This is a genomic window from Intestinimonas sp. RTP31139st1_F5_RTP31139_211217, assembly GCF_040226735.1.
Classification (GTDB): domain Bacteria; phylum Bacillota; class Clostridia; order Oscillospirales; family Oscillospiraceae; genus Intestinimonas; species Intestinimonas butyriciproducens.
The window spans coordinates 102,301-119,385 of sequence record NZ_JBCOAQ010000006.1 but is presented as its reverse complement, the minus strand read 5'-3'; the positions used below and the strand labels follow the sequence as shown (position 1 = coordinate 119,385).

Genomic DNA, 17,085 nt, shown 5'->3' with positions numbered 1-17,085 from the left:
GAATCAACCGCGCGCCGGCGCTGCCGGGATCCTATTCCGCTGGGGCTGTACCGGCGCAGGGAGCGCCCCGTCCCAAAACGAGCCCCACCTCGATCCGGCGGGCCTCGCCCAGGACGGTCAGCTCCACCGTTGCCCTGCGCCCCCTTGGGTTCACCTTTACGAGCCGCTCCTGCAGGGCCGTCAGCGGCCCCGAGGTGATCACGGTCTCGCCGTTGCTCCGCTCCCCGCAGGAGACGCCGAAGTCCCGGCCCGACCGCGCGAACAGCAGCACGGCTGCCATTTCCTCTTCCGGCACCGCCTCCGGGGCGGCCCCGCCCAGCAGTCGCACCACCGGGGGCGGGCGCTGGATATGATAGTAGGTGCGGGGGATCAGCGCCACACGCACGAACACGTAGCCGGGAAACACCGTGCGGCGCATCAGCCGCCACACACCGTGCCGCCGTTCATGCAGCACCTGAACCGGCGCGATGGCCTCCATGCCCGCTTCCGTCAGGCGGCGGGCCGTTTCCGCTTCGCTGCCCGGCAGCACCTGGGCTACGTACCACTTCGGCTCAGCCTTCATCCCGTCCCGCCTCCTCCGCGGCTGCCTCGCTCACCAGCTGCTGCAGCCGCTCCAGCAGGTCCGGGTCGTCCTGCACCATCTGGCGCATCCGCGCCTTCACATTCCGCTCTACCGACTCGATGGCGGCCAGACGTTCCTTCCGCCACCGCTCCTTGTAGATCGTGCTCCGCTGCAGCTGTACCAGCAGCCGTCCCGCCTTGTCCAGCGGCAGGGCGTCAAAGTCCTCCTCCGCCGTGGCGATCCGCCGCGTCAGCCCGTCGATCAGGATGGCCGACGCCAGTTCCGTGCTCTCTACGTCCTGGTTCTCACGGATTTGCTGCAGCAGGGCGGTCGTCTGTTCCCGCGCTTCCTTCAGCCGCCGCGCAGCACTGTTGTGCCGCATGGCATACCGGCCCACCGCGCTCCGGCTGATCTCATAGCCCTGCTCGGTCAGAGTGTCCGCGATCTCCTGGTACGTGTAGTTCACATCCGCCAGCATCCCGTCCATCTGGGCCCGGATCTCATCCGGGAACTCGTCCACTCGGGACTTGATCCGCTGGCGCTCTCTCTGCTCCCCCATGGTCAGACGTCTACGCCCAGGTCCTCGATGGTGCCCTCCACCAGGTCGATGCCTGTGGGCGTCAGCTTCAGAAACGCATCCACGGGGACCTGGCCCCGCAGCAGCTTCTCCGCGTCCTCCTCGTCGATCACGGTCACGTAGCCCTTACCCGCCAGGTAGTCCACATGCCGCGCCAGGTCCGGCACACTGATGCTGCCCGCGTCCAGCAGGCTGTTGGTGATCGTCCGCACCTCCACAGGCCCGGGCGCCACACTGTACAGCAGCATCAGGATCTTGCCCCTGATTCGCTTGTTTGCGTTCACCGTCAGATTGGCCGCCATCCTAACTCCTCCTTCTCTTCTCTATGGGTGATCCCCCGGGTTCAGCCGGTCCAGGATCTTGTCCAGCTTGTTCTCCATGCGCGCCACCGTCCGCACGAAGTCGTCCTTCAGCGTATACTTGAACGGCAGCTCCGTGATGAAGCGGTCCAGCTTCTCTTCCACCTTCTGGGTGTCCGCCTTCGCCTCCCGCTCCACCGCCTTGATCTGCTCCAGCAGGTCCTTATGCTGCTGGTCCATCTGGCCCAGCTCACGCTTCAGCAGGAAGCAGATGACGCCGTACGCCACCACCTGGATGATCCACTGTACCCACTCCGCCATGCTGCCCCCTCCTGAATAGACAAATCCCGTGGAGGCCGGATCGGCTTCCACGGGATTGATTGTAATTCGCTCCGCTCAAACTATATAGTCAAAGCAGTTGTACAAAGTACTTTGCAGAAATAACCTTTCAGAACAGGCTCTGCTGCTCCGGCAGCGGGTTGTCCTTGCAGATATTCAGCACCCAGTTTACGCTCAGCTCGTATTTCTGGGCCAGCTCCTTGGCGTTGTAGCCATTGTACTCCTTCTGGATCCGCTTGTCCCGCAGCGCCTTCACAAGCGCCTCTACCTTGGGGATGTACAGGCTGGCGCCTCCGTACTGCTCCGCCAGCTTCAGCAGCGGCTGTACGCCCAGGATCTCAGCCAGCGGCTGGTACTGCTCCGGCAGCATCTCAATGGTCAGACTATCCGTCCACTTGCCCACAGGCGCCTCCTTTCCGCTCACCCCGGCCCCCGGCCGCCATGGCCTTCAGCGCCGCGATGCAGCTGTTCGTGCTCCGCCGGTCCAGGAAGGAGGGATGGGAGATCCCATACTGCTTCTCCAAAAAGGCCGTCAGCCGCTTCGGCTCCTCGCTCCACCCCAGCCGCTCCGCCAGGGAGTAGATTAGCTGCACCTGCCCTTTGGTCGCCCGGTCCGCTGCCCGTTTCGGCTTCTCACCCGTCAGCAGCTTCAGCCGGTCGATCACCCGCCGGGCCTCCTCCACTGTCAGCTCCGACACGTGCTCCTTTTTCGCCGCCGTGTAGACCACCCCGTGCAGCTCCTCGCTGTCCATGCACCCCGCGCGCCCCAGTGCATAGATGCACTTCAGCTGCTTTGGCGTCAGGGTACCTCCGGTCATGCCCATTCGTTTCGCCTCCTTCCGGATCGCCGCCCTCAGTTCCGCTCCAGTTTCTCCCGATCCGGCTCATACCAGAAGGTGTCCAGCACCTTTACGCCGGCCCCCACCGCGATGATGTCCGCAGGCGGGTACTTTCCCAGGATGCCCTTGTCGATCTTCGGCTCCGCCTGCTTCACACAGTCGCTCATCCCGCGCTCCAGCAGCTGCCTCACGATCTCCGCCACCTTCGCCGGCGCCTTTGGCAGCGTGATCCGCGTACTCTTCCGGAATCCCACGCTCCCGAAATTCAGCGTCTTGCTCTTCTTTCCGTCCATATCGTCCCGATGGGCCTCCGCGAAGGCGCAGATCTGCGCCTCCAGCCGTTTCGTTCCCTCCAGGTAGATCCGGCTCTTCGCTTCCGCCTCTGCCTTCGCCGCGTCGATCTTTTCCTGCATCTCCGCCTCAAAGCCCTCCACCATCCGCTGGTTGTCCCCGATGGTGCCCAGAGCCTGGTTCACATCGTCCCAACTCTCAAACTCCGCGATCACTTCTTCTACCCGTTTCCGTGCCATAATCTGTTTCCTCCTATAGATCAAATCGGTATTGCTCCGGCGTCTCTGCCCGGACGGACAGCACCCGGACGTCGCCCAGCGGCTCCAGCAGGATGGCGACGTCCTCCTTGACGCCTTGGGCGTCCTCTGCCGGCGCGTCTACTTTCACTACGATGGTCAGCATTCTGCCGCGCCCCCCGGCGCGAAGTCGAATACCGGCACTTCAGACCCGTCTTCGGCGATGACTACTCGGCCCTTGCCCAGTGTCTGGAAAAGTCCATAGGCTGCCCAGTCGCAACCCAGGCCGTCGTCGGCCTGATTCGGTGGCCGCATGTGTCCGTTGAACCGCCCGATGCAGTTCTGGATGGCATCGTTGGGTCCCGCCCCCAGTTCAAGGAACTCCTGTATGCGGAACTCACGACCACACGCCGGGCACCGAAACGCCCAGTTTGCAGGATCCTTCCCAAACCGACGGATTCCTTCCGCGCGCCATTCTGCCAGCGTCTGCTTTACCATCTCACACCACCCCCATAACCGCAGCCCAGATCAGCCCGCCGCCCAGGACGCCCAGTGCAAGCCCCAGTGTACCCGCCCCCGGCGCATGCCGCTTCCCAATGCACACGGCCCCTGTGTAGCAGTAGAACAGGGCCGTCACCAGCAGATACCCTACCAGCACCACACGCATACCGTTCGCCTCCTCAATACATCAGCTTGTACTTCTTGGCGCTCTTCAGGATCTCTGCCGTGATGGGCCCGCCCTCGGCAGCCTCCAGGCATAGCTCCAGGATCTCCACGAACGTACCCATGCCCCCGTGCTTCACATCCGCGGCGATGGCCGCCAGGGCCGCCGCTGCATCTGCCTCCACACGGTACTCCTGCAGGATCCGCCGTGCCTCCGCCTGCCCGATCCCGTTCAGCTTCAGCTCCACCTTCCGCCGGTACAGCTGCGCCAGGTTCTCCCCGTGCCGCCCGACGGTCAGCAGCCGCTCCACCGCGGGCGTCCCGCACAGGATGATCGGCGTGCCCGTGTTGTCCCAGATCTTACGCAGCACCTCAAACTTATCCACATTGTTCCGGCACAGGTACTCCGCCTCGTCAATGGCGATCAGCAGGTCCCCGCGGTCCCGCAGTCCGGCGATCAGCGCCTGGGTGTTCTGGTAGTTGGTCCCCTTCAGACTGACCCCAATGGCTTCCCCGATGCTCCGCAGCAGGTCCCCAATCCGCATCGTATGCCACGCTTCGACGTACAGCACGCCGGGCTGCGCTTCTGCGAAGTGCCGCAGGATCGTGGTCTTCCCGCTGCCGGGATGACCCACCAAAACCCCCATCTTCCGCTTGCTGTACACGTAGGAGCACCAGCCCATGGCCTCCCGGAACTCCGCCGTCTCGTACAGCTCTATCTCCGTCTTATAGCCCGTGGGCACCGGCGGCACCGGCTCGGTATCCAGCCGCTCCTTTACCCCGCGCACCTCCTCGATCACACGCCACAGGCTTTCCTCCTGGTTCGGCTTCAGCCGCAGTCCCTGGTTGACCACTTGGCTGATCGTGCTCCGCGCAATCCCGGACCGGGCCCCTGCCTCCTGGAAAGAGATCCCTTCCTCCTCCCGCAGCTTCAGCAGCTCCTCCGCCAGATTTCCTCGTACCATTTTTCAGCGCTCCTTTCGTTCCGGCTGTCAGCGCCGCGCCCCCCGAAGGGGGCGGTCCCGGCTTCCACGGGACTGGGCCTTGGGCCTTATTTCAACCGCTTGCACCGCTCCACGCGGTCACCATTGTCTGCGTAGCTCAGCTCGTAGGCCGGGCATTTCTCTTTCAGGCAGGTCTCAAACGTTGTTCGGGTGTAGCTTCCTGGCTGAGTCAGGAACTGCTCTGTCACGCTTGCTACCCGGAACGGGCATAGTTGGATCAACTTTTCCATGTGCTTCGCCTCCTACCACTGGACGATCCCGGCCAGCGTCCCGAACAGGGCAAAGCCGGCCAAGCTCAGCCCCATACCGATGGCCCCCGCCACCAGGTGCCCGCCCTGCTCCACGCCGCCCGTGAACCCGATCAGCAGCAGAAAGGACAGTCCCATTAAGCCTGAGCATACCCTTTGGAAGATCTTCCGCCGGGCCCGCGCCCGCTGCTGGGCCTCCGCCCGCACGTTCCGCGGGTGATCCCGCAGCCGCAGCGGCATCCCGACAGGTCTCCATTCCGCGTCCAGCACCCCCGGCGCAGGAGGCCGGACCGCTCTCGCCACGTTCAACATCTGACTCCCTCCTCCGTTTTTTTGACAAGGATGACGCGCATTATTGCCGCTCATGCAGCCGCCGCAGCACCATATCCCCGCTGGCCCGCAGCTTCTCCCGCATGAGGTCCGGGCCCTCGTCCTTCGGCTCCGCCAGCTCCGCCCGCTTCGCCTTACGGCCCCGGGCCGCCTTCTCGTATTCCAGCGTCGTGTAGGTCCCCCGGCTCCGCTTCTCGTCCACCTCCAAGGCGAACTGGTACCGGCTGGCCCGCTTGATCCGCTCCGCCACGCCCTTGACGTATCCCTTCTGCTTTGCCTGGTGCGCCGCCACCACCTCCGGGTCCTCGCCCACCATCTGCATCCGTTCGTGGACCGATGCCTCGCACAGCGTCCGGCCCTTCAGGATCACCGTGATGGTGCTCAGGTCCTCCTCGTCGTACAGCACCGTTACCTCCTCGCCCGCGTGGCCGATCATGGCGTCGTCCCAGTAGATTTCATTGTTCAGCCGGACGCCCTGCTGGCCGATCTTCCGGGTCTGCTTCTTGTTCTTCAGCACCCCAAGCAGCTCCGCGCTGGGCTCGTCCTCCCGCGCCCGGGGCAGGCTCTCATACAGCTCCAGCGGTCTCCGCCCGCCGTACCCCTCGTGGGGCCGGCTCCAGTACGCCGGGAACACCGTGTCCCGCAGGTACTCGAACAACTGGTCCATTGTCCACAGCTGGCCCCGCTCCGTCATCAGCCGCAGCTGGCGGCTGAAGTCCTCCGGCCGCTCCTCCGGGCTGTCCCCGCACCAGCCGGGGGCCTCCCGGATGTACAGGTTCTCGATGGTCCCGAAAAACCGCTCCACCGGCTTCGACCAGCCCTGGTAGGGCAGCGCGTGGGTCACCTCGATGTGCAGCAGCTGCAGCACTGAGCACGTGTCGATGGACTCGTTCAGCCGCCCCAGGCTCACCTCCGTCTGGTACCCCGTCTCGAACAGCTTCCCCCGGTAGTCCTTGCCGTTGTCCACATACACCATCCGCGGCAGCCCGTGGCTTGGGCTGGCCTTCTTGTACAGCACCGCGTTGTTGAACGCCGCGATGATCGTCTGCGTGTTCGGCTTCTTGCACAGCACCCAGCCAACAGGGAACCCCGACGCTGCGTCGTACCACATCGTCAGCCACGGACGTACCGCCTTGCCCTCCTCGTCCAGCACGAAGCAGTCCATCTGGTGGTGGTCTCCGAACCATACCTCGTTCACCTGCTCCGGCTTGGCACGGATCGCCATCGGCATGCAGTCGTCCTTCAGCGCCTTCTTCCCCCGCCGCGCCAGCGTGAGCTCGTCCTTCGGGATCGCGCCCAGGATCCGGTCCATCGTCTGCCGGCACTCCGGCACCAGCAGGCCCGCCCCGGTGGGGAAGGGGCAGGGAGGGTAGTGGTTCACCTCGCCCTGCGCCTCCAGCGCTGCCCGGGCCGCCGAGCCCTCCCGGTACATGCAGTCCCCGCATGCCTCCGGGCCCAGCTTCCGCGCCCGCTCCAGCACCATCTGGTGCACCACCGTCTTCTTCCGCTTCACCTGCGTCATGTACAGCCCGTAGGCATAGGCGTAGGCCGCCGGGCAGATGCTCCGCCACCGGCCCGTGTCCTTGCGGACTACCGTCCGCATCAGGCCCGCCAGGCCCTGGCTCTCGTACCCGTCCATCCAGCGGTACAGGCTACGCACCGTCGTGCCCTGCTCCGCCGCCAGCCCCTTCAGCTGCTCCACGCAGCCCTTCTTCTGCAGCCTGCGGATGGCGATCCCCGCCTCCGCCGCCCGCTGCCGCGCCAGCAGCTCCTGGATGCCCGCCTCCCCGTACTTCTCACGGTAGGCCGTAAGGTCCGCCTCCGCCCCCTGGCCGCCCAGCGCCCCCGTCCGCAGCAGGTACCGGATCTGCGCCTCCGCCGGCAGGCTCGACACCGCGATCTGGTAGCTCTCCCCGCTGTTGCCGCCGCCCAAGGCGCTCCGCTGGCGCTGGATGATATATGTGCCATTGGCAGCTTTCTCACGGATGCGCTGTGGTGCCTCGCCGGTGAGTTGGGACACCATGCCGGTGCTGATGTACTCCTCCATCATGCGCCCCTGCCTTTCTTGCCGGCCGCCGCCTCATATCGTTCCATCACTGGCCGCACCGCCGCCTTGGTCACGTGCCCGGCCCGCCGGCCCTCGCACGCCGCCCGCAGGCTGTCATAGGGTGTCCCCGCCTCCGCCGCCAGCTCCTTCAGGCTCAGGCCGTACCGTGCGCAGAACACCGATACCTCCAGCCCAAACTCACTTTTTGCTTTCATACTGCTGCCTCCTTCCGCAGGAATGAGCGCCGCGCCCCCTCTTCCGAAGGGGCGGTCCCGGCTTGCACGGGACTGGGCCTTGCCCTGCCTGGGCTAATTTTCGTCTATGATGACGGTCCCGGTCGTGTAGTAGATCATGTGCCGCTTCCCGGCCTCGTCATCGAACAAAATGTAGCTTTCCCGATCCGTTTCGATGTCAAAGCGGCCTGTGTACTGCTCAATCAGATCACCATTGATGTCATACACCGATACCGTCCGCTCGATCCCGCCGTTCAATTCGGCCTGCTGGTCCTTCAGCGCACGCCGCCCGCTCTCCGAATTCAACTGCCACCAGCCAATTCCGAAGCAGATGGCAATGGTGACCGCCGCAGTGATGATCCCGGCGATACAGAACGCGGTAGATTCAAGGTCTATCCATACATAGAACAGAAAAGCCGCGAGACCCAGCCCGAAGAGGGCTGCGATAATGATGATGACGATACATGTAATGGTCATGTGTTACGCTCCTTATCCTTTTTCAAATTCCGGGCACGCCAGCACCCGGTAGCTCTCCACGCCGCAGGTCTGGTGCCTGCGGCCTTCCTTCTGGATCTGGAGGTCCCGCCGCTCCGCTACCCACCCCCTCACCGGCTCGTGGGGCCGCTCGCTCCAGCTGCACCCAGCCCCCGTCTCCGGGCTCGGCACCGCGTTCCGGCAGTACCAGCACAGCGACACCGCCGCCGGCCGCCCCGCATACGTCCGCGCCTTACGTGGCCGCCCCCGCTTTTTCCCCGCCATCTCCCGGCCCCTTCCTTTTGCTGTTTCTTTGTGCTATGCTCTCCCCAGAGGGGAGGTGATGATGATGTTCGGCTCGAAAAATAAGATCGGCGCCCAGGTAGATGGAATAGGTGCCCGTACAGATGGGCTTGGCCCTCATGTGGAGGGGGCCGCGCCCTATCTGGACGGGGTTGGCGCTTCTTCCGCCTCTGATCACTGGTCCAGCGCCATTCCCAGGATTGACCTCTCTGAGATTAAGAGCCTCAAACCGGAGGAACGGGAAAGCCTGACGAAACAGATGGAAGATATGCGAAAGTCCTTTTGCGATGCTTTAAGCAGTATCTCCAGTGATACTCAAGCGATCAGGCAAGATAACCTGGATACACGGTCAGCAACAGAGCGCGAGAATTGGATCAGCCGCGGGCTTGCGGTGGTGGGCATCATAATCGGGATTGCTAGCTGGTTCATTTAGGAAGAAATGAGGCCCGTTTACTTCCGCCGGAGGAAGGAGAAGATCAAGCTCGCAATACCCAGGCCCAGGCTCAGACCGCTCAAAAACTTCCCGAAGTACTCTGGCAATTCAAACATCGTGCTTCTCCTTCTTTCTCGGCCTGCCATCGGGCCAGTGGCCCCAAGTGGACCAGTCCCACTCGATGCTCCCGTCCTCGTACACGCAGATGCCGTGCGCCAGCAGCGTCCAGCCGTCGCTCACCCGCTCCAGCACCACCACCCCTGGTCCCGCGTTCTCCAGGCACAAGTAGTCCCACCCATTCCGGTTCCGGTACACCTCTCCCACCGTCAGCTCCTGTACTCGTACCATCTTCGCCCTCCTTTCGGCTCTTTTTGTCTTGTTTTAGGTACTTCCCTTGTGGTATACTCTGCTTGTCCCCGCTGTAATAATTTAGGGACAGTTTGAGTATAGTTTGCATTTGCGAATTTGTCAAGTGCAAATGCGTAATTTGCGGAGGCTATCTATGACAATTTGTGAGCGGATGTTTTCCTTAATAGGGGATCAGCGCGGCAAGCAAGAAGAACTTGCGGCATTTCTTGGCATAGGGCCAACCACAGTAACTACATGGAAGAAAAGAAATACTGACCCACCCGCAAAATTTGTAATGCGCATATGCGAATTTCTGGGGTGTTCTCCCGAATACCTTCTCACCGGGGACGACCCCTCAAAAGACACGCGAGGGGATGTCTGCGGAATCAGCGATGAGGGCCTGGAGATCGGAGCCCTCTGGGATCAGCTTGATAAGCCAGGACAGGCTATTATCCTGGGTAAGATCTACGAGAGATTGGAGGGCTCCGGTGACGCGGATCACGCCGATGGACGCGGTTTGAAACGGGCGTGATAACGCACCTCGTTCTGCTCCCCGGGCGCGATGAATAAAAATGAATGTTATTCATTATTTTGCATAAAAAAGAGCATAAAAAGGGGAGGGCCGCCGCTGTCGTTGCGGCTGACCCTCCCTCTTGGTTTTGCCCAAAATCCCTGTGTTTGCAGGGGCTCCGGGCTTTTTCCAGCCTCGGCGCACCCCCCGGCGCACCCGGCGCACCTCCGCGTTATTTCTGCGCCCCGCACTGCCGTGGCCGGCTCGCTCGCGCCCGACGCGGAAAACCCAGTGTTTCCAATGCCTCCCGCCGTTTGCAACATCGAAATAACGCCCATAACGCCCGCCGTTAAACGCTGCCGTTGCGAAGCGTTATGAATACAAAAAGCCGCCCGATGAGCCCCGCGCCGCCGTCCTCGTTGACGAAGAAAGTGCGCGGCCCCGTCGTGGCGGCCTTCTCATGCTCGTTCGCTGTTTCCCTTGATATGACTGGCTTTCCCGGCCTTTCCCGGTCTCACTTTTTCCATCCCTCTCTTTGACACGGATTCTGTTACGTGACAATCTGGGTGCTGCTCGGAGCAGCGATGGTCTTTTTTATGCAGGCTGGATTCGCTATGTGCGAGGCCGGCTTTACCCGTAGCAAAAACACCGGTAATATCCTTATGAAGAATCTTATGGATTTCTGTATCGGAACCCCCGCTTTCTGGCTGGTTGGGTTTGGGATTATGTTTGGTGGCACAGGTGCTCTGATTGGGAGCTTCGACCCATTGGTACGGGGTGATTATACAGCAATCCTTCCTGCAGGGGTCCCGATCTTGGCGTTCTTTATTTTTCAGACAGTCTTTTGCGCCACTGCCGCCACCATCGTCTCCGGGGCTATGGCGGAACGGACGAAGTTCATCTCCTACTGTATTTACTCGGCAGTGATCTCTCTGGTGATTTACCCGATCTCTGGCCACTGGATCTGGGGCGGCGGCTGGCTGGCGCAGATTGGGTTCCACGACTTTGCAGGGTCTACGGCCGTCCATATGGTGGGCGGTGTGGCCGCCTGTGTGGGCGCCAAGATCCTGGGGCCCCGGATCGGAAAGTACGGTAAGGATGGCAAGCCCCGGGCCATTCTGGGACACAACCTCTCCATAGCTGCCCTAGGAGTCTTTATCCTCTGGTTTTGCTGGTTTGGCTTCAACGGCTGTTCCACCGTGGGGATGGAAGGGGATGAGACCATGCTTTTGGCTGGATCTATCTTCTGCACCACCAACATGGCAGCAGCGGTAGCCTGCGTCACTACCATGGTCTTTACTTGGCTGCGCTATGGGAAGCCTGACGTATCCATGACCTTCAACGCGGCCCTGGGCGGACTGGTGGCCATTACCGCAGGGTGCGATATGGTCTCGATCAGCGGGGCGGCGGCGATCGGCATCTGTGCCGGTATCGTAATGCCGCTGGCCATCGGATTTTTTGACAAGGTGGCCAAAATCGACGATCCTGTGGGCGCAATCTCGGTCCACGGCGTATGCGGGGCGATGGGCACTATACTCACCGGATTTTTCGCTCTGAACGGTGGCCTGCTCTATGGGGGCGGCACGGCCTTCCTGATGACCCAATGTCTGGGTGTCTTTTTCGTCATTGCCTGGGTGGTGGTCACTATGACGATCGTGTTCCAAGTCATCAAACATACCATTGGGCTGCGCGCCTCTGCTCAGGAGGAGATTGAGGGATTGGACATCCAGGAACACGGTCTGGTCTCCGCCTATGCCGACTTTATGCCGGCCACCAGCGTGAATGGTATCTCGGGTACGAATGGCATTCCAGCACCTGCCGGATCCGGAGCCGCAGAAATGGACAAGGCTATTCCGGTCCAGGTGGTATCCGATGCGAAGGCGGAGATATCCGCCTCTGATGTAAAGCTTTCGAAAGTCACCATCATCTGTAATCAGGCCCGTTTTGAAGAACTAAAGAGCGCCATGAATGATATCGGTGTGACGGGTATGACCGTTACTCAGGTCTTGGGCTGTGGCATACAAAAAGGAAAGACTGAATACTATCGCGGCGTAGAAATGTCCATGAATCTATTGCCCAAAGTGCAGGTCGATATTGTGGTTTCCAAGGTTCCAGTGAGTGAAGTGATCTCTGCAGCCAAACGGGCGCTGTTTACGGGACATATTGGAGACGGAAAGATCTTTATTTATGATGTGGAGAGCGTAGTCAAGGTCCGCACCGGGGAGGAAGGCTACGATGCGCTCCAAGGGGACTAAACAGTCTGCTGATGGGAGGGCGGAGGTCATATGACCTCCGCCCTCCCATTGCGCAGGAGACCGTGCTGTGATAAAATAAGACGCACGAAAGGACTGAGAGAAGATGAAGCAACCCGGTGGGGATGTAGAGGTAGTGCGCTTCGCTACGGAGATCGCACCCAAGGGCAAGGGGTATCTTGCCGTTCGCAGATGCCCGCCGGACGAGTTGGCCTATGTGCTGGAACGGGAGGCCGGTGCGCTGTTTTCCGCAGGGGCCCGTCGGGTCTATGTTGCCTCCACTGATCCAGGCGCACCCCTGCATGAGGGGAAACTGGGGCGGTGCAGGCTGACCCATGTACACGATATGCTGCTCCTGCGCCGGGGGCTGGGAGAAATGCGGCCCAGGCCTGTAGGATTGGCTGTGCTGGAACCGCTCCTCCCCGCAGAGGGCGAAGCATGGCTCAAAATCTATAACGAGGGATTTTTTGATGTGCCCAATTCCGCGACCTATGGTCCGGAGGAGCTGGAAACCTGTCTGGACGAAGATCATGACTGCGGTTTTTTTCTCTTTGAGGGCAAGGCGGTGGGCGTCTATGAGCTGGCGTTGGCCGGACATGAGCCGGAGATCGAGGGCATTGCCCTTCGGCCGGGCTTCCGGGGCCATGGGCTGGGCCGGGAGCTCTTGCTCTCCGCTATGGACCGGCTGGCCGAACTGGGCTTTCAGAGCTGTTTTCTGCAGGTAGCCAGCTCCAACACGCCGGCACTCCGCCTCTACCGCGAGAGCGGCTTTGCAGAGGAACGGGCATATTCCAAATGGTTCGAGGTGACCGTGAAGCATGGATGAGCTGGAACATTTTTGGAAGCCGATCCCGCCCTATGATGACCGGGGGTGGGATTTGGTGCCCCCCATCGAGGAGTGCGGCGAGCCTCTGGTAGATATTACCGAGCGGACGCCCCGAATCCTCTACGGGGCGTCTTATCTGAGCCAAGGCTTGGACGGCGCGCTGGACCGCTGCTGGGTGCGGCAGGGGGTGTGGGAGCGGCTCCGGCGCGTGCTTGCGATGCTGCCGAAGCGATACTCCCTGTTGATTTTTGATGGGCTGCGCCCCCTGCGGGTACAGCGGGCCATCTATGACCAGTTCAAAGCGGTCATTCAGGAGGAACGCCCGGGCATCTCAGTGGCGGAACTGGAGCTCATACTGGAGGACTATGTGGCCAGGCCGGTCAAGCGGCTGGACCGGCCCGCGCCCCATACCACCGGCGGCGCGGTGGATCTGACGCTGTGTCTGGATGGAACGCCCATGGATATGGGTACCGGGTTTGACAACCTCACCAGTCAGGCTCACACCGACTGGTTTGAACGGACGGACGGTGGGAGGGAGACGGTGCGGGACCAGCGGCGGCTCTTGTTCCATGTGATGGAGGCGGCAGGCTTTGTCAACTACGGCTGTGAGTGGTGGCACTATTCCTATGGAGACCGCCAGTGGGCCCGACAGAAGAAAGGTGTCCCCATCTACGGATTCTGCCCGGAGTGCGACGGGTGAGCAAAAGAGAGGAGAAGGAGAAATGTCGTATCAGATCGTAGCCTTTGGAGATTCCAACACGAGGTATTATCTGGGGGACACCGGCACGGCGGGCCCCTTGGAGGACGCCTGGCCTGCCCGCCTGGAGGCACTTCTGCGGGATCGGGGCAGGGACGTGGCGGTGAAAAACGAGGGACACCCCGGCATCCAGGCGGATTTCGCCATGGAACACTTCGACGCCGCCACCAAGGGCGCTGACCTGTGCGTGCTGGGCTTCGGCACCAACGACGCCAAGAAGCTGGAGGTCCCTCTGGGCGAATTCCTCTCCGAGGTCTCCGACGTGCTGGACCAGGCGGGGGAAGCCGGTATACCCCTCATTCTGCTGGGAATCCCCTGGTTCTCAGAGGAGGTGGCCGGGCGGGATGTGCAGGCCCGGCTACCCATTTGGAACGAGTCGCTCGCCAGCCTCTGCGATCAGTTGAGGATCCCCTTCGTAGACCTCTATACGCCCTTCCTGGGCGACCCGGAGCGCTGGTTCAACGAGCGGACGACCCCGAAGCGCCACCTCTCCGCCGCGGCGGAACAGCGGGTAGCCGAGCTGGTCCTGCCCCTGGTGCTCCGACAGATGGACCGCTAGGACTTGTCTGCATATCGGAATAGGCAGACAGCCCGGAAGAGCCGCACCGTTTTTTATAACCCTGAAGCAAAGGGGGCCCGCCCAGGTGATCTGAGCGGGCCCCCTATCCGCTTATTTTAAGGCGCTCCGTCTTCCGGGGGGTCCTTATGGAGAAAACCGGTGTAGAAGCCGGGGGGAAGTTCCGGCTCATGGGGAGACGGAGGCGGGCCGGGGACCCGGCGGGGCGGTTCCCCGGCCGGGGCGCCGGAATAGTAGTAGTGAGGGACGGATGCCTTGTCGGGCCCGCCCACCCGGCAGTAGGTCTCGACAGGCGCCGGCGGAGCGGACTCATCCACGGGGGCGGGAGAAGTGCCGGCGGCGCAGTCGTAGAAACCGGCAAAGGCCGTGCCCATGTAGGCGGTGAGCCACAGGAGCAGCGGGGCGCTGCACAGCAGGGCGGCCGCGGCCAGGAGCAGGGGGAGGAACATGCCGAAGACACGCACCGGAAGGGCGGCAAAGCCCCCACGGCTCACCTGGAAGAAAAAGAAGATGGCAAAGCCGCCCAACAGGTAAACCGCCAGGATGATGGCGGCCACCAGCAGGGCCCAGCCCAAAAAAGACAGAGACAGAAGAAGAAGGGACCAGCGGCGGCCCGTCATTAGGCGCTTGCTCTCATGGATGCAGTCCAGGGCCCTCCAATCGGGATGGTCCAGCAGGAGATAGTAGGAGAGGGCGTACCGCAGCAGACGGTTATAGAGGAGGGCCATGCTCAGTACAGTGGCCGGGAGGAGGAGGAGCGCAAGAAGCTGGCTGTCCAGCCAGACGGCCAGCAGGGAAAATGGGACCAGAACCGCCAGAGAGACCACGGTCCACAAAAAACTGAGCAGAAAGAGCAGCAGGGACAGGCAGATGATCCGCCCGGCCAGGTGAAAGCCGAAAAAGAGGTCCTTGATCTCGGTGCGGCGGCCCCTCCAGAGCCGCATGGTGTAGTGGAGATAGCCGGTCTGCATGACCAGGGTGAACAGCATAGCCAGGAGGTAGAGGAAGACCATCACCGCCAGGAAGAGCCCGGAGGCGGCGGACGTAGCCCCGCGGCTGATGTGGCCGCCATGGCCCCGTATGGCAAGATTGGCCCCGGCGGCAAGGGTGACCGGAAGCGTGGCGGCCGTGGAAACTGCGGAGACCAGGGCCTGTGTAAGGAGCAGATAGATCAGCGTGACCAGCCAGGGGCGGGGAGAGCCCTGGCGGACGGCGGCCTTGGCCGCCAGCTTAATGCGAACGCGGTCGTATTCCACGGGATCTACCTCCTTCTGATAGAGATATCATACCATGGAATCGGGCGCTTGGCAAATGGGAAACGTGCACCAGAAGGCCGCACCGGAGGCAAGGGAGTCCGCGCCGCACCGCCCGCCGTGAAGAGCGGTGATCTCCTGCACCAGGGCAAGCCCCAGCCCGGTGCCGCCTTGGGTCCGGGTCCGGGCAGGGTCCGCCTTGTAAAAGGGCTCGAAGAGCCGGGGCAGGACCTCTGGGGGAATGGGGTCTCCGTCGTTTTCCACCCGGAGAAGGGCGCTGCCCTTTTCCACACGGAGCAGGAAGCGCACCTCGCCCCCGGGAGCGCAGTGGCGCAGGGCGTTGGAGGCCAGGTTGCCGACCAGCCGGGTGAGCTGTTCCCGGTCCCCGGACAGGGTGCAGGGCTCCAGCGTCAGGGAGAGGGTGATCCCCTTTTTACGGGCTGGGTGCTCCAGAGGACGGAGCACGTCCCGCACCACCTGGTCCAGCGCCACCGGAACGGGCTGGAACCGGGCACGCCCCGACTCCAGCCGGGAGAGGTCCAGGAGGGAGCCCACCAGGGCGGCCATCCGGTCCGACTCCTCCACGATGACGGAGAGATATTCCTCCCGCTTTTCCGGGGCGATGTCCTCGCTGAGCCCCTCGGCATAGGAGCGCACCAGGGCCAGCGGGGTCTTGAGTTCGTGAGCCACGGCGTTGGTGAGGTCCCGCTCCCGCTGGAGGGAGCGGGACTGAGACCGGGCCACCAGAACAGCCAGGAGCAGGGCAAAGAAGAAGGTGCTCCCATAGAGCAGTCCGAGGCCGTGGGTGGCCAGACGCAGGGGAGGGTAGGCCGCGCCGTAGGCGGAAATCAGATTGTCGTAGGGGGCCACTATACCGCAGTGGGCGTAGCCTGCGCCGCCTTCCACGGCGCCGACCCAGCTGGCGGACGGCCCGCGGCTGCCCACCAGACTGTCCACACGGGCCTGAGCCTGCCGGAAGAGTTGCAGAGCCAGCTCCGGCGGATCATCGCTCCAGATGAGGGGGGACTGCAGCCGGGCGGCGTCAAAGGCAAGGGTGGTGAGGGTCTTGCCTTCAAAATAGGCGCTGTCGGTGTCGAGAAGGGTGAGAGGGCCGTCGGCAAAGTAGTACACCAGCTTTTGTGGGTAGACCACATTGTGCTCCACCACGCCGGTGACCTCGCCATAGAGCCCCGGTCTGTCCACATCGCCCTCTCCATAGAGGCCGCCCTCCGCCCCATAAAAGGCGCAGAGGTCCTTATCGGCGCGGAGCAGGCGGGCCAGGGCGAGCTGTTCGTCATCGGTGAGGACCGGATCAAAATGGAGGAAGTAGTCGTAGACTCCGGTGCCGGGCAGGGAGAAATAGCCGGAGGTAAGGGGGCTGCGGGCAAGCTCCGTCCCATCCAAATCGTAGATGCGAAAGACGCCCATAGAGCCGGCGACGGGGGAGCAGGCGGGCATCCGGTCGGCGAGCAGGGCGGGCTTTTCCACAGCCGCCGCCGTCCCCTCCAGCACCAGCTGGCAGTTCATGAGGTTCCAGTCCAGGGTCTCGCGGATCTCTGCACGCAGAGAGGCCTCCCGGGCGTCCAGACTGCGGAAGGAGATCACACCCGCCATCAGTGCCCAAAAGGCCAGAAAAACCGCCGCCGTCCGCAGAAAAACGGTCCAGAACAGCTTGCGCATCGT

General features: G+C 62.6%; 26 protein-coding genes. 6 read left to right on the top strand and 20 right to left on the bottom strand.

Annotated features, from left to right (window positions below):
• Positions 1-31: 31 nt before the first annotated feature.
• The 17 genes from ABUA09_RS06920 to ABUA09_RS06840 all read right to left on the bottom strand — a co-directional run bounded on the left by ABUA09_RS06920 (position 32) and on the right by ABUA09_RS06840 (position 8,427).
• Positions 32-562 carry a transcription termination/antitermination NusG family protein gene (locus ABUA09_RS06920; RefSeq protein WP_349949232.1) on the bottom strand — a complete coding sequence of 177 codons (531 nt, stop codon included), beginning with the start codon at positions 560-562 and terminating at the stop codon, positions 32-34.
• The gene (locus ABUA09_RS06915) at positions 552-1,121 is read right to left on the bottom strand and encodes a phage protein Gp27 family protein (RefSeq protein ID WP_279202863.1); all 570 of its coding nucleotides are present in this window, start codon (positions 1,119-1,121) and stop codon (positions 552-554) included. Before ABUA09_RS06915 ends, ABUA09_RS06920 begins: the two co-directional genes overlap by 11 nt.
• A gap of 2 nt (positions 1,122-1,123) precedes the next feature.
• A complete protein-coding gene (locus ABUA09_RS06910) occupies positions 1,124-1,441 on the bottom strand; it encodes a hypothetical protein (RefSeq protein WP_238075203.1) in 318 nt (105 codons plus the stop codon).
• A 21-nt stretch (positions 1,442-1,462) separates the two neighbouring features.
• Positions 1,463-1,759 carry a hypothetical protein gene (locus ABUA09_RS06905; protein WP_349949231.1) on the bottom strand — a complete coding sequence of 99 codons (297 nt, stop codon included), beginning with the start codon at positions 1,757-1,759 and terminating at the stop codon, positions 1,463-1,465.
• Between the two features lie 127 nt (positions 1,760-1,886).
• Positions 1,887-2,180, bottom strand: a complete 294-nt coding sequence (locus tag ABUA09_RS06900) for a Mor transcription activator family protein (RefSeq protein WP_279202859.1) — start codon at positions 2,178-2,180, stop codon at positions 1,887-1,889.
• Entirely contained in the window at positions 2,161-2,601 is a 441-nt protein-coding gene (locus tag ABUA09_RS06895; RefSeq protein WP_279202857.1) for a phage protein GemA/Gp16 family protein, read from the bottom strand. Before ABUA09_RS06895 ends, ABUA09_RS06900 begins: the two co-directional genes overlap by 20 nt.
• A 29-nt stretch (positions 2,602-2,630) precedes the next feature.
• Positions 2,631-3,146: a host-nuclease inhibitor Gam family protein gene (locus ABUA09_RS06890; protein WP_279202855.1), complete on the bottom strand. Its 516-nt coding sequence runs from the start codon at positions 3,144-3,146 to the stop codon at positions 2,631-2,633.
• A 13-nt stretch (positions 3,147-3,159) separates the two neighbouring features.
• Entirely contained in the window at positions 3,160-3,309 is a 150-nt protein-coding gene (locus tag ABUA09_RS06885) for a hypothetical protein (protein WP_154666605.1), read from the bottom strand.
• Entirely contained in the window at positions 3,303-3,641 is a 339-nt protein-coding gene (locus tag ABUA09_RS06880; RefSeq protein ID WP_279202853.1) for a VVA0879 family protein, read from the bottom strand. Before ABUA09_RS06880 ends, ABUA09_RS06885 begins: the two co-directional genes overlap by 7 nt.
• Before the next feature lies 1 nt (position 3,642).
• Complete coding sequence (locus ABUA09_RS06875; protein ID WP_279202851.1) at positions 3,643-3,810, bottom strand: hypothetical protein; 168 nt, start codon at positions 3,808-3,810, stop codon at positions 3,643-3,645.
• A gap of 13 nt (positions 3,811-3,823) precedes the next feature.
• Positions 3,824-4,771 carry an AAA family ATPase gene (locus tag ABUA09_RS06870; RefSeq protein ID WP_238075192.1) on the bottom strand — a complete coding sequence of 316 codons (948 nt, stop codon included), beginning with the start codon at positions 4,769-4,771 and terminating at the stop codon, positions 3,824-3,826.
• Positions 4,772-4,857: 86 nt separating this feature from the next.
• On the bottom strand, positions 4,858-5,040 hold the full coding sequence (locus tag ABUA09_RS06865; protein WP_279202848.1) for a hypothetical protein: 183 nt from the start codon (positions 5,038-5,040) through the stop codon (positions 4,858-4,860).
• Positions 5,041-5,052: 12 nt separating this feature from the next.
• On the bottom strand, positions 5,053-5,370 hold the full coding sequence (locus ABUA09_RS06860; protein WP_279202846.1) for a hypothetical protein: 318 nt from the start codon (positions 5,368-5,370) through the stop codon (positions 5,053-5,055).
• Between the two features lie 40 nt (positions 5,371-5,410).
• Positions 5,411-7,438 carry a TnsB C-terminal domain-containing protein gene (locus ABUA09_RS06855; RefSeq protein WP_349949230.1) on the bottom strand — a complete coding sequence of 676 codons (2,028 nt, stop codon included), beginning with the start codon at positions 7,436-7,438 and terminating at the stop codon, positions 5,411-5,413.
• Positions 7,435-7,650, bottom strand: a complete 216-nt coding sequence (locus tag ABUA09_RS06850; protein ID WP_178625661.1) for a hypothetical protein — start codon at positions 7,648-7,650, stop codon at positions 7,435-7,437. The genes ABUA09_RS06855 and ABUA09_RS06850 overlap by 4 nt, the downstream gene beginning before the upstream one ends.
• Positions 7,651-7,743: 93 nt before the next feature.
• Positions 7,744-8,145, bottom strand: coding sequence for a hypothetical protein (locus ABUA09_RS06845; RefSeq protein ID WP_279202840.1), 402 nt, complete (start codon positions 8,143-8,145; stop codon positions 7,744-7,746).
• 12 nt (positions 8,146-8,157) lie between these two features.
• Positions 8,158-8,427 (bottom strand): hypothetical protein, encoded by a 270-nt coding sequence (locus tag ABUA09_RS06840; RefSeq protein WP_279202838.1) that lies wholly within the window; start codon positions 8,425-8,427, stop codon positions 8,158-8,160.
• Between the two features lie 64 nt (positions 8,428-8,491).
• On the opposite strand from ABUA09_RS06840, the gene ABUA09_RS06835 reads away from it, so the two are divergent.
• Positions 8,492-8,878 (top strand): hypothetical protein, encoded by a 387-nt coding sequence (locus ABUA09_RS06835; RefSeq protein WP_349949229.1) that lies wholly within the window; start codon positions 8,492-8,494, stop codon positions 8,876-8,878.
• A gap of 108 nt (positions 8,879-8,986) precedes the next feature.
• Here ABUA09_RS06835 and ABUA09_RS06830 read toward each other — a convergent pair whose 3' ends face one another.
• Positions 8,987-9,226: a hypothetical protein gene (locus ABUA09_RS06830; protein ID WP_279202836.1), complete on the bottom strand. Its 240-nt coding sequence runs from the start codon at positions 9,224-9,226 to the stop codon at positions 8,987-8,989.
• A gap of 154 nt (positions 9,227-9,380) precedes the next feature.
• Here ABUA09_RS06830 and ABUA09_RS06825 point away from each other — a divergent pair, with 154 nt between their 5' ends.
• The 5 genes from ABUA09_RS06825 to ABUA09_RS06805 all read left to right on the top strand — a co-directional run bounded on the left by ABUA09_RS06825 (position 9,381) and on the right by ABUA09_RS06805 (position 14,131).
• Positions 9,381-9,758 (top strand): helix-turn-helix domain-containing protein, encoded by a 378-nt coding sequence (locus tag ABUA09_RS06825; protein WP_279202835.1) that lies wholly within the window; start codon positions 9,381-9,383, stop codon positions 9,756-9,758.
• 533 nt (positions 9,759-10,291) lie between these two features.
• Positions 10,292-11,992, top strand: coding sequence for an ammonium transporter (locus tag ABUA09_RS06820; protein ID WP_349949228.1), 1,701 nt, complete (start codon positions 10,292-10,294; stop codon positions 11,990-11,992).
• A gap of 103 nt (positions 11,993-12,095) precedes the next feature.
• The gene (locus ABUA09_RS06815; RefSeq protein WP_216522328.1) at positions 12,096-12,815 is read left to right on the top strand and encodes a GNAT family N-acetyltransferase; all 720 of its coding nucleotides are present in this window, start codon (positions 12,096-12,098) and stop codon (positions 12,813-12,815) included.
• On the top strand, positions 12,808-13,515 hold the full coding sequence (locus ABUA09_RS06810; RefSeq protein WP_195608347.1) for a M15 family metallopeptidase: 708 nt from the start codon (positions 12,808-12,810) through the stop codon (positions 13,513-13,515). Before ABUA09_RS06815 ends, ABUA09_RS06810 begins: the two co-directional genes overlap by 8 nt.
• Before the next feature lie 22 nt (positions 13,516-13,537).
• Positions 13,538-14,131, top strand: coding sequence for an SGNH/GDSL hydrolase family protein (locus ABUA09_RS06805; protein ID WP_033117482.1), 594 nt, complete (start codon positions 13,538-13,540; stop codon positions 14,129-14,131).
• 116 nt (positions 14,132-14,247) lie between these two features.
• On the opposite strand, the gene ABUA09_RS06800 is transcribed toward ABUA09_RS06805, so the two are convergent.
• A complete protein-coding gene (locus ABUA09_RS06800; RefSeq protein ID WP_075705300.1) occupies positions 14,248-15,405 on the bottom strand; it encodes a DUF975 family protein in 1,158 nt (385 codons plus the stop codon).
• 27 nt (positions 15,406-15,432) lie between these two features.
• Positions 15,433-17,082: a sensor histidine kinase gene (locus ABUA09_RS06795; protein ID WP_279202830.1), complete on the bottom strand. Its 1,650-nt coding sequence runs from the start codon at positions 17,080-17,082 to the stop codon at positions 15,433-15,435.
• Positions 17,083-17,085 lie beyond the last annotated feature (3 nt).

Excerpts from the sequence above, each read along its gene's own strand:
- ABUA09_RS06915 (WP_279202863.1), bottom strand. The coding sequence starts at position 1,121 with ATGGGGGAGCAGAGAGAGCGCCAGCGGATCAAGTCCCGAGTGGACGAG.
- ABUA09_RS06890 (WP_279202855.1), bottom strand. The coding sequence starts at position 3,146 with ATGGCACGGAAACGGGTAGAAGAAGTGATCGCGGAGTTTGAGAGTTGG.
- ABUA09_RS06845 (WP_279202840.1), bottom strand. The coding sequence starts at position 8,145 with ATGACCATTACATGTATCGTCATCATCATTATCGCAGCCCTCTTCGGG.
- ABUA09_RS06865 (WP_279202848.1), bottom strand. The coding sequence starts at position 5,040 with ATGGAAAAGTTGATCCAACTATGCCCGTTCCGGGTAGCAAGCGTGACA.
- ABUA09_RS06795 (WP_279202830.1), bottom strand. The coding sequence starts at position 17,082 with ATGCGCAAGCTGTTCTGGACCGTTTTTCTGCGGACGGCGGCGGTTTTT.
- ABUA09_RS06870 (WP_238075192.1), bottom strand. The coding sequence starts at position 4,771 with ATGGTACGAGGAAATCTGGCGGAGGAGCTGCTGAAGCTGCGGGAGGAG.
- ABUA09_RS06885 (WP_154666605.1), bottom strand. The coding sequence starts at position 3,309 with ATGCTGACCATCGTAGTGAAAGTAGACGCGCCGGCAGAGGACGCCCAA.
- ABUA09_RS06805 (WP_033117482.1), top strand. The coding sequence starts at position 13,538 with ATGTCGTATCAGATCGTAGCCTTTGGAGATTCCAACACGAGGTATTAT.
- ABUA09_RS06815 (WP_216522328.1), top strand. The coding sequence starts at position 12,096 with ATGAAGCAACCCGGTGGGGATGTAGAGGTAGTGCGCTTCGCTACGGAG.
- ABUA09_RS06835 (WP_349949229.1), top strand. The coding sequence starts at position 8,492 with ATGTTCGGCTCGAAAAATAAGATCGGCGCCCAGGTAGATGGAATAGGT.
- ABUA09_RS06895 (WP_279202857.1), bottom strand. The coding sequence starts at position 2,601 with ATGGGCATGACCGGAGGTACCCTGACGCCAAAGCAGCTGAAGTGCATC.
- ABUA09_RS06905 (WP_349949231.1), bottom strand. The coding sequence starts at position 1,759 with ATGGCGGAGTGGGTACAGTGGATCATCCAGGTGGTGGCGTACGGCGTC.
- ABUA09_RS06860 (WP_279202846.1), bottom strand. The coding sequence starts at position 5,370 with ATGTTGAACGTGGCGAGAGCGGTCCGGCCTCCTGCGCCGGGGGTGCTG.
- ABUA09_RS06910 (WP_238075203.1), bottom strand. The coding sequence starts at position 1,441 with ATGGCGGCCAATCTGACGGTGAACGCAAACAAGCGAATCAGGGGCAAG.
- ABUA09_RS06810 (WP_195608347.1), top strand. The coding sequence starts at position 12,808 with ATGGATGAGCTGGAACATTTTTGGAAGCCGATCCCGCCCTATGATGAC.
- ABUA09_RS06875 (WP_279202851.1), bottom strand. The coding sequence starts at position 3,810 with ATGCGTGTGGTGCTGGTAGGGTATCTGCTGGTGACGGCCCTGTTCTAC.
- ABUA09_RS06880 (WP_279202853.1), bottom strand. The coding sequence starts at position 3,641 with ATGGTAAAGCAGACGCTGGCAGAATGGCGCGCGGAAGGAATCCGTCGG.
- ABUA09_RS06825 (WP_279202835.1), top strand. The coding sequence starts at position 9,381 with ATGACAATTTGTGAGCGGATGTTTTCCTTAATAGGGGATCAGCGCGGC.
- ABUA09_RS06855 (WP_349949230.1), bottom strand. The coding sequence starts at position 7,438 with ATGATGGAGGAGTACATCAGCACCGGCATGGTGTCCCAACTCACCGGC.
- ABUA09_RS06830 (WP_279202836.1), bottom strand. The coding sequence starts at position 9,226 with ATGGTACGAGTACAGGAGCTGACGGTGGGAGAGGTGTACCGGAACCGG.
- ABUA09_RS06840 (WP_279202838.1), bottom strand. The coding sequence starts at position 8,427 with ATGGCGGGGAAAAAGCGGGGGCGGCCACGTAAGGCGCGGACGTATGCG.
- ABUA09_RS06920 (WP_349949232.1), bottom strand. The coding sequence starts at position 562 with ATGAAGGCTGAGCCGAAGTGGTACGTAGCCCAGGTGCTGCCGGGCAGC.
- ABUA09_RS06850 (WP_178625661.1), bottom strand. The coding sequence starts at position 7,650 with ATGAAAGCAAAAAGTGAGTTTGGGCTGGAGGTATCGGTGTTCTGCGCA.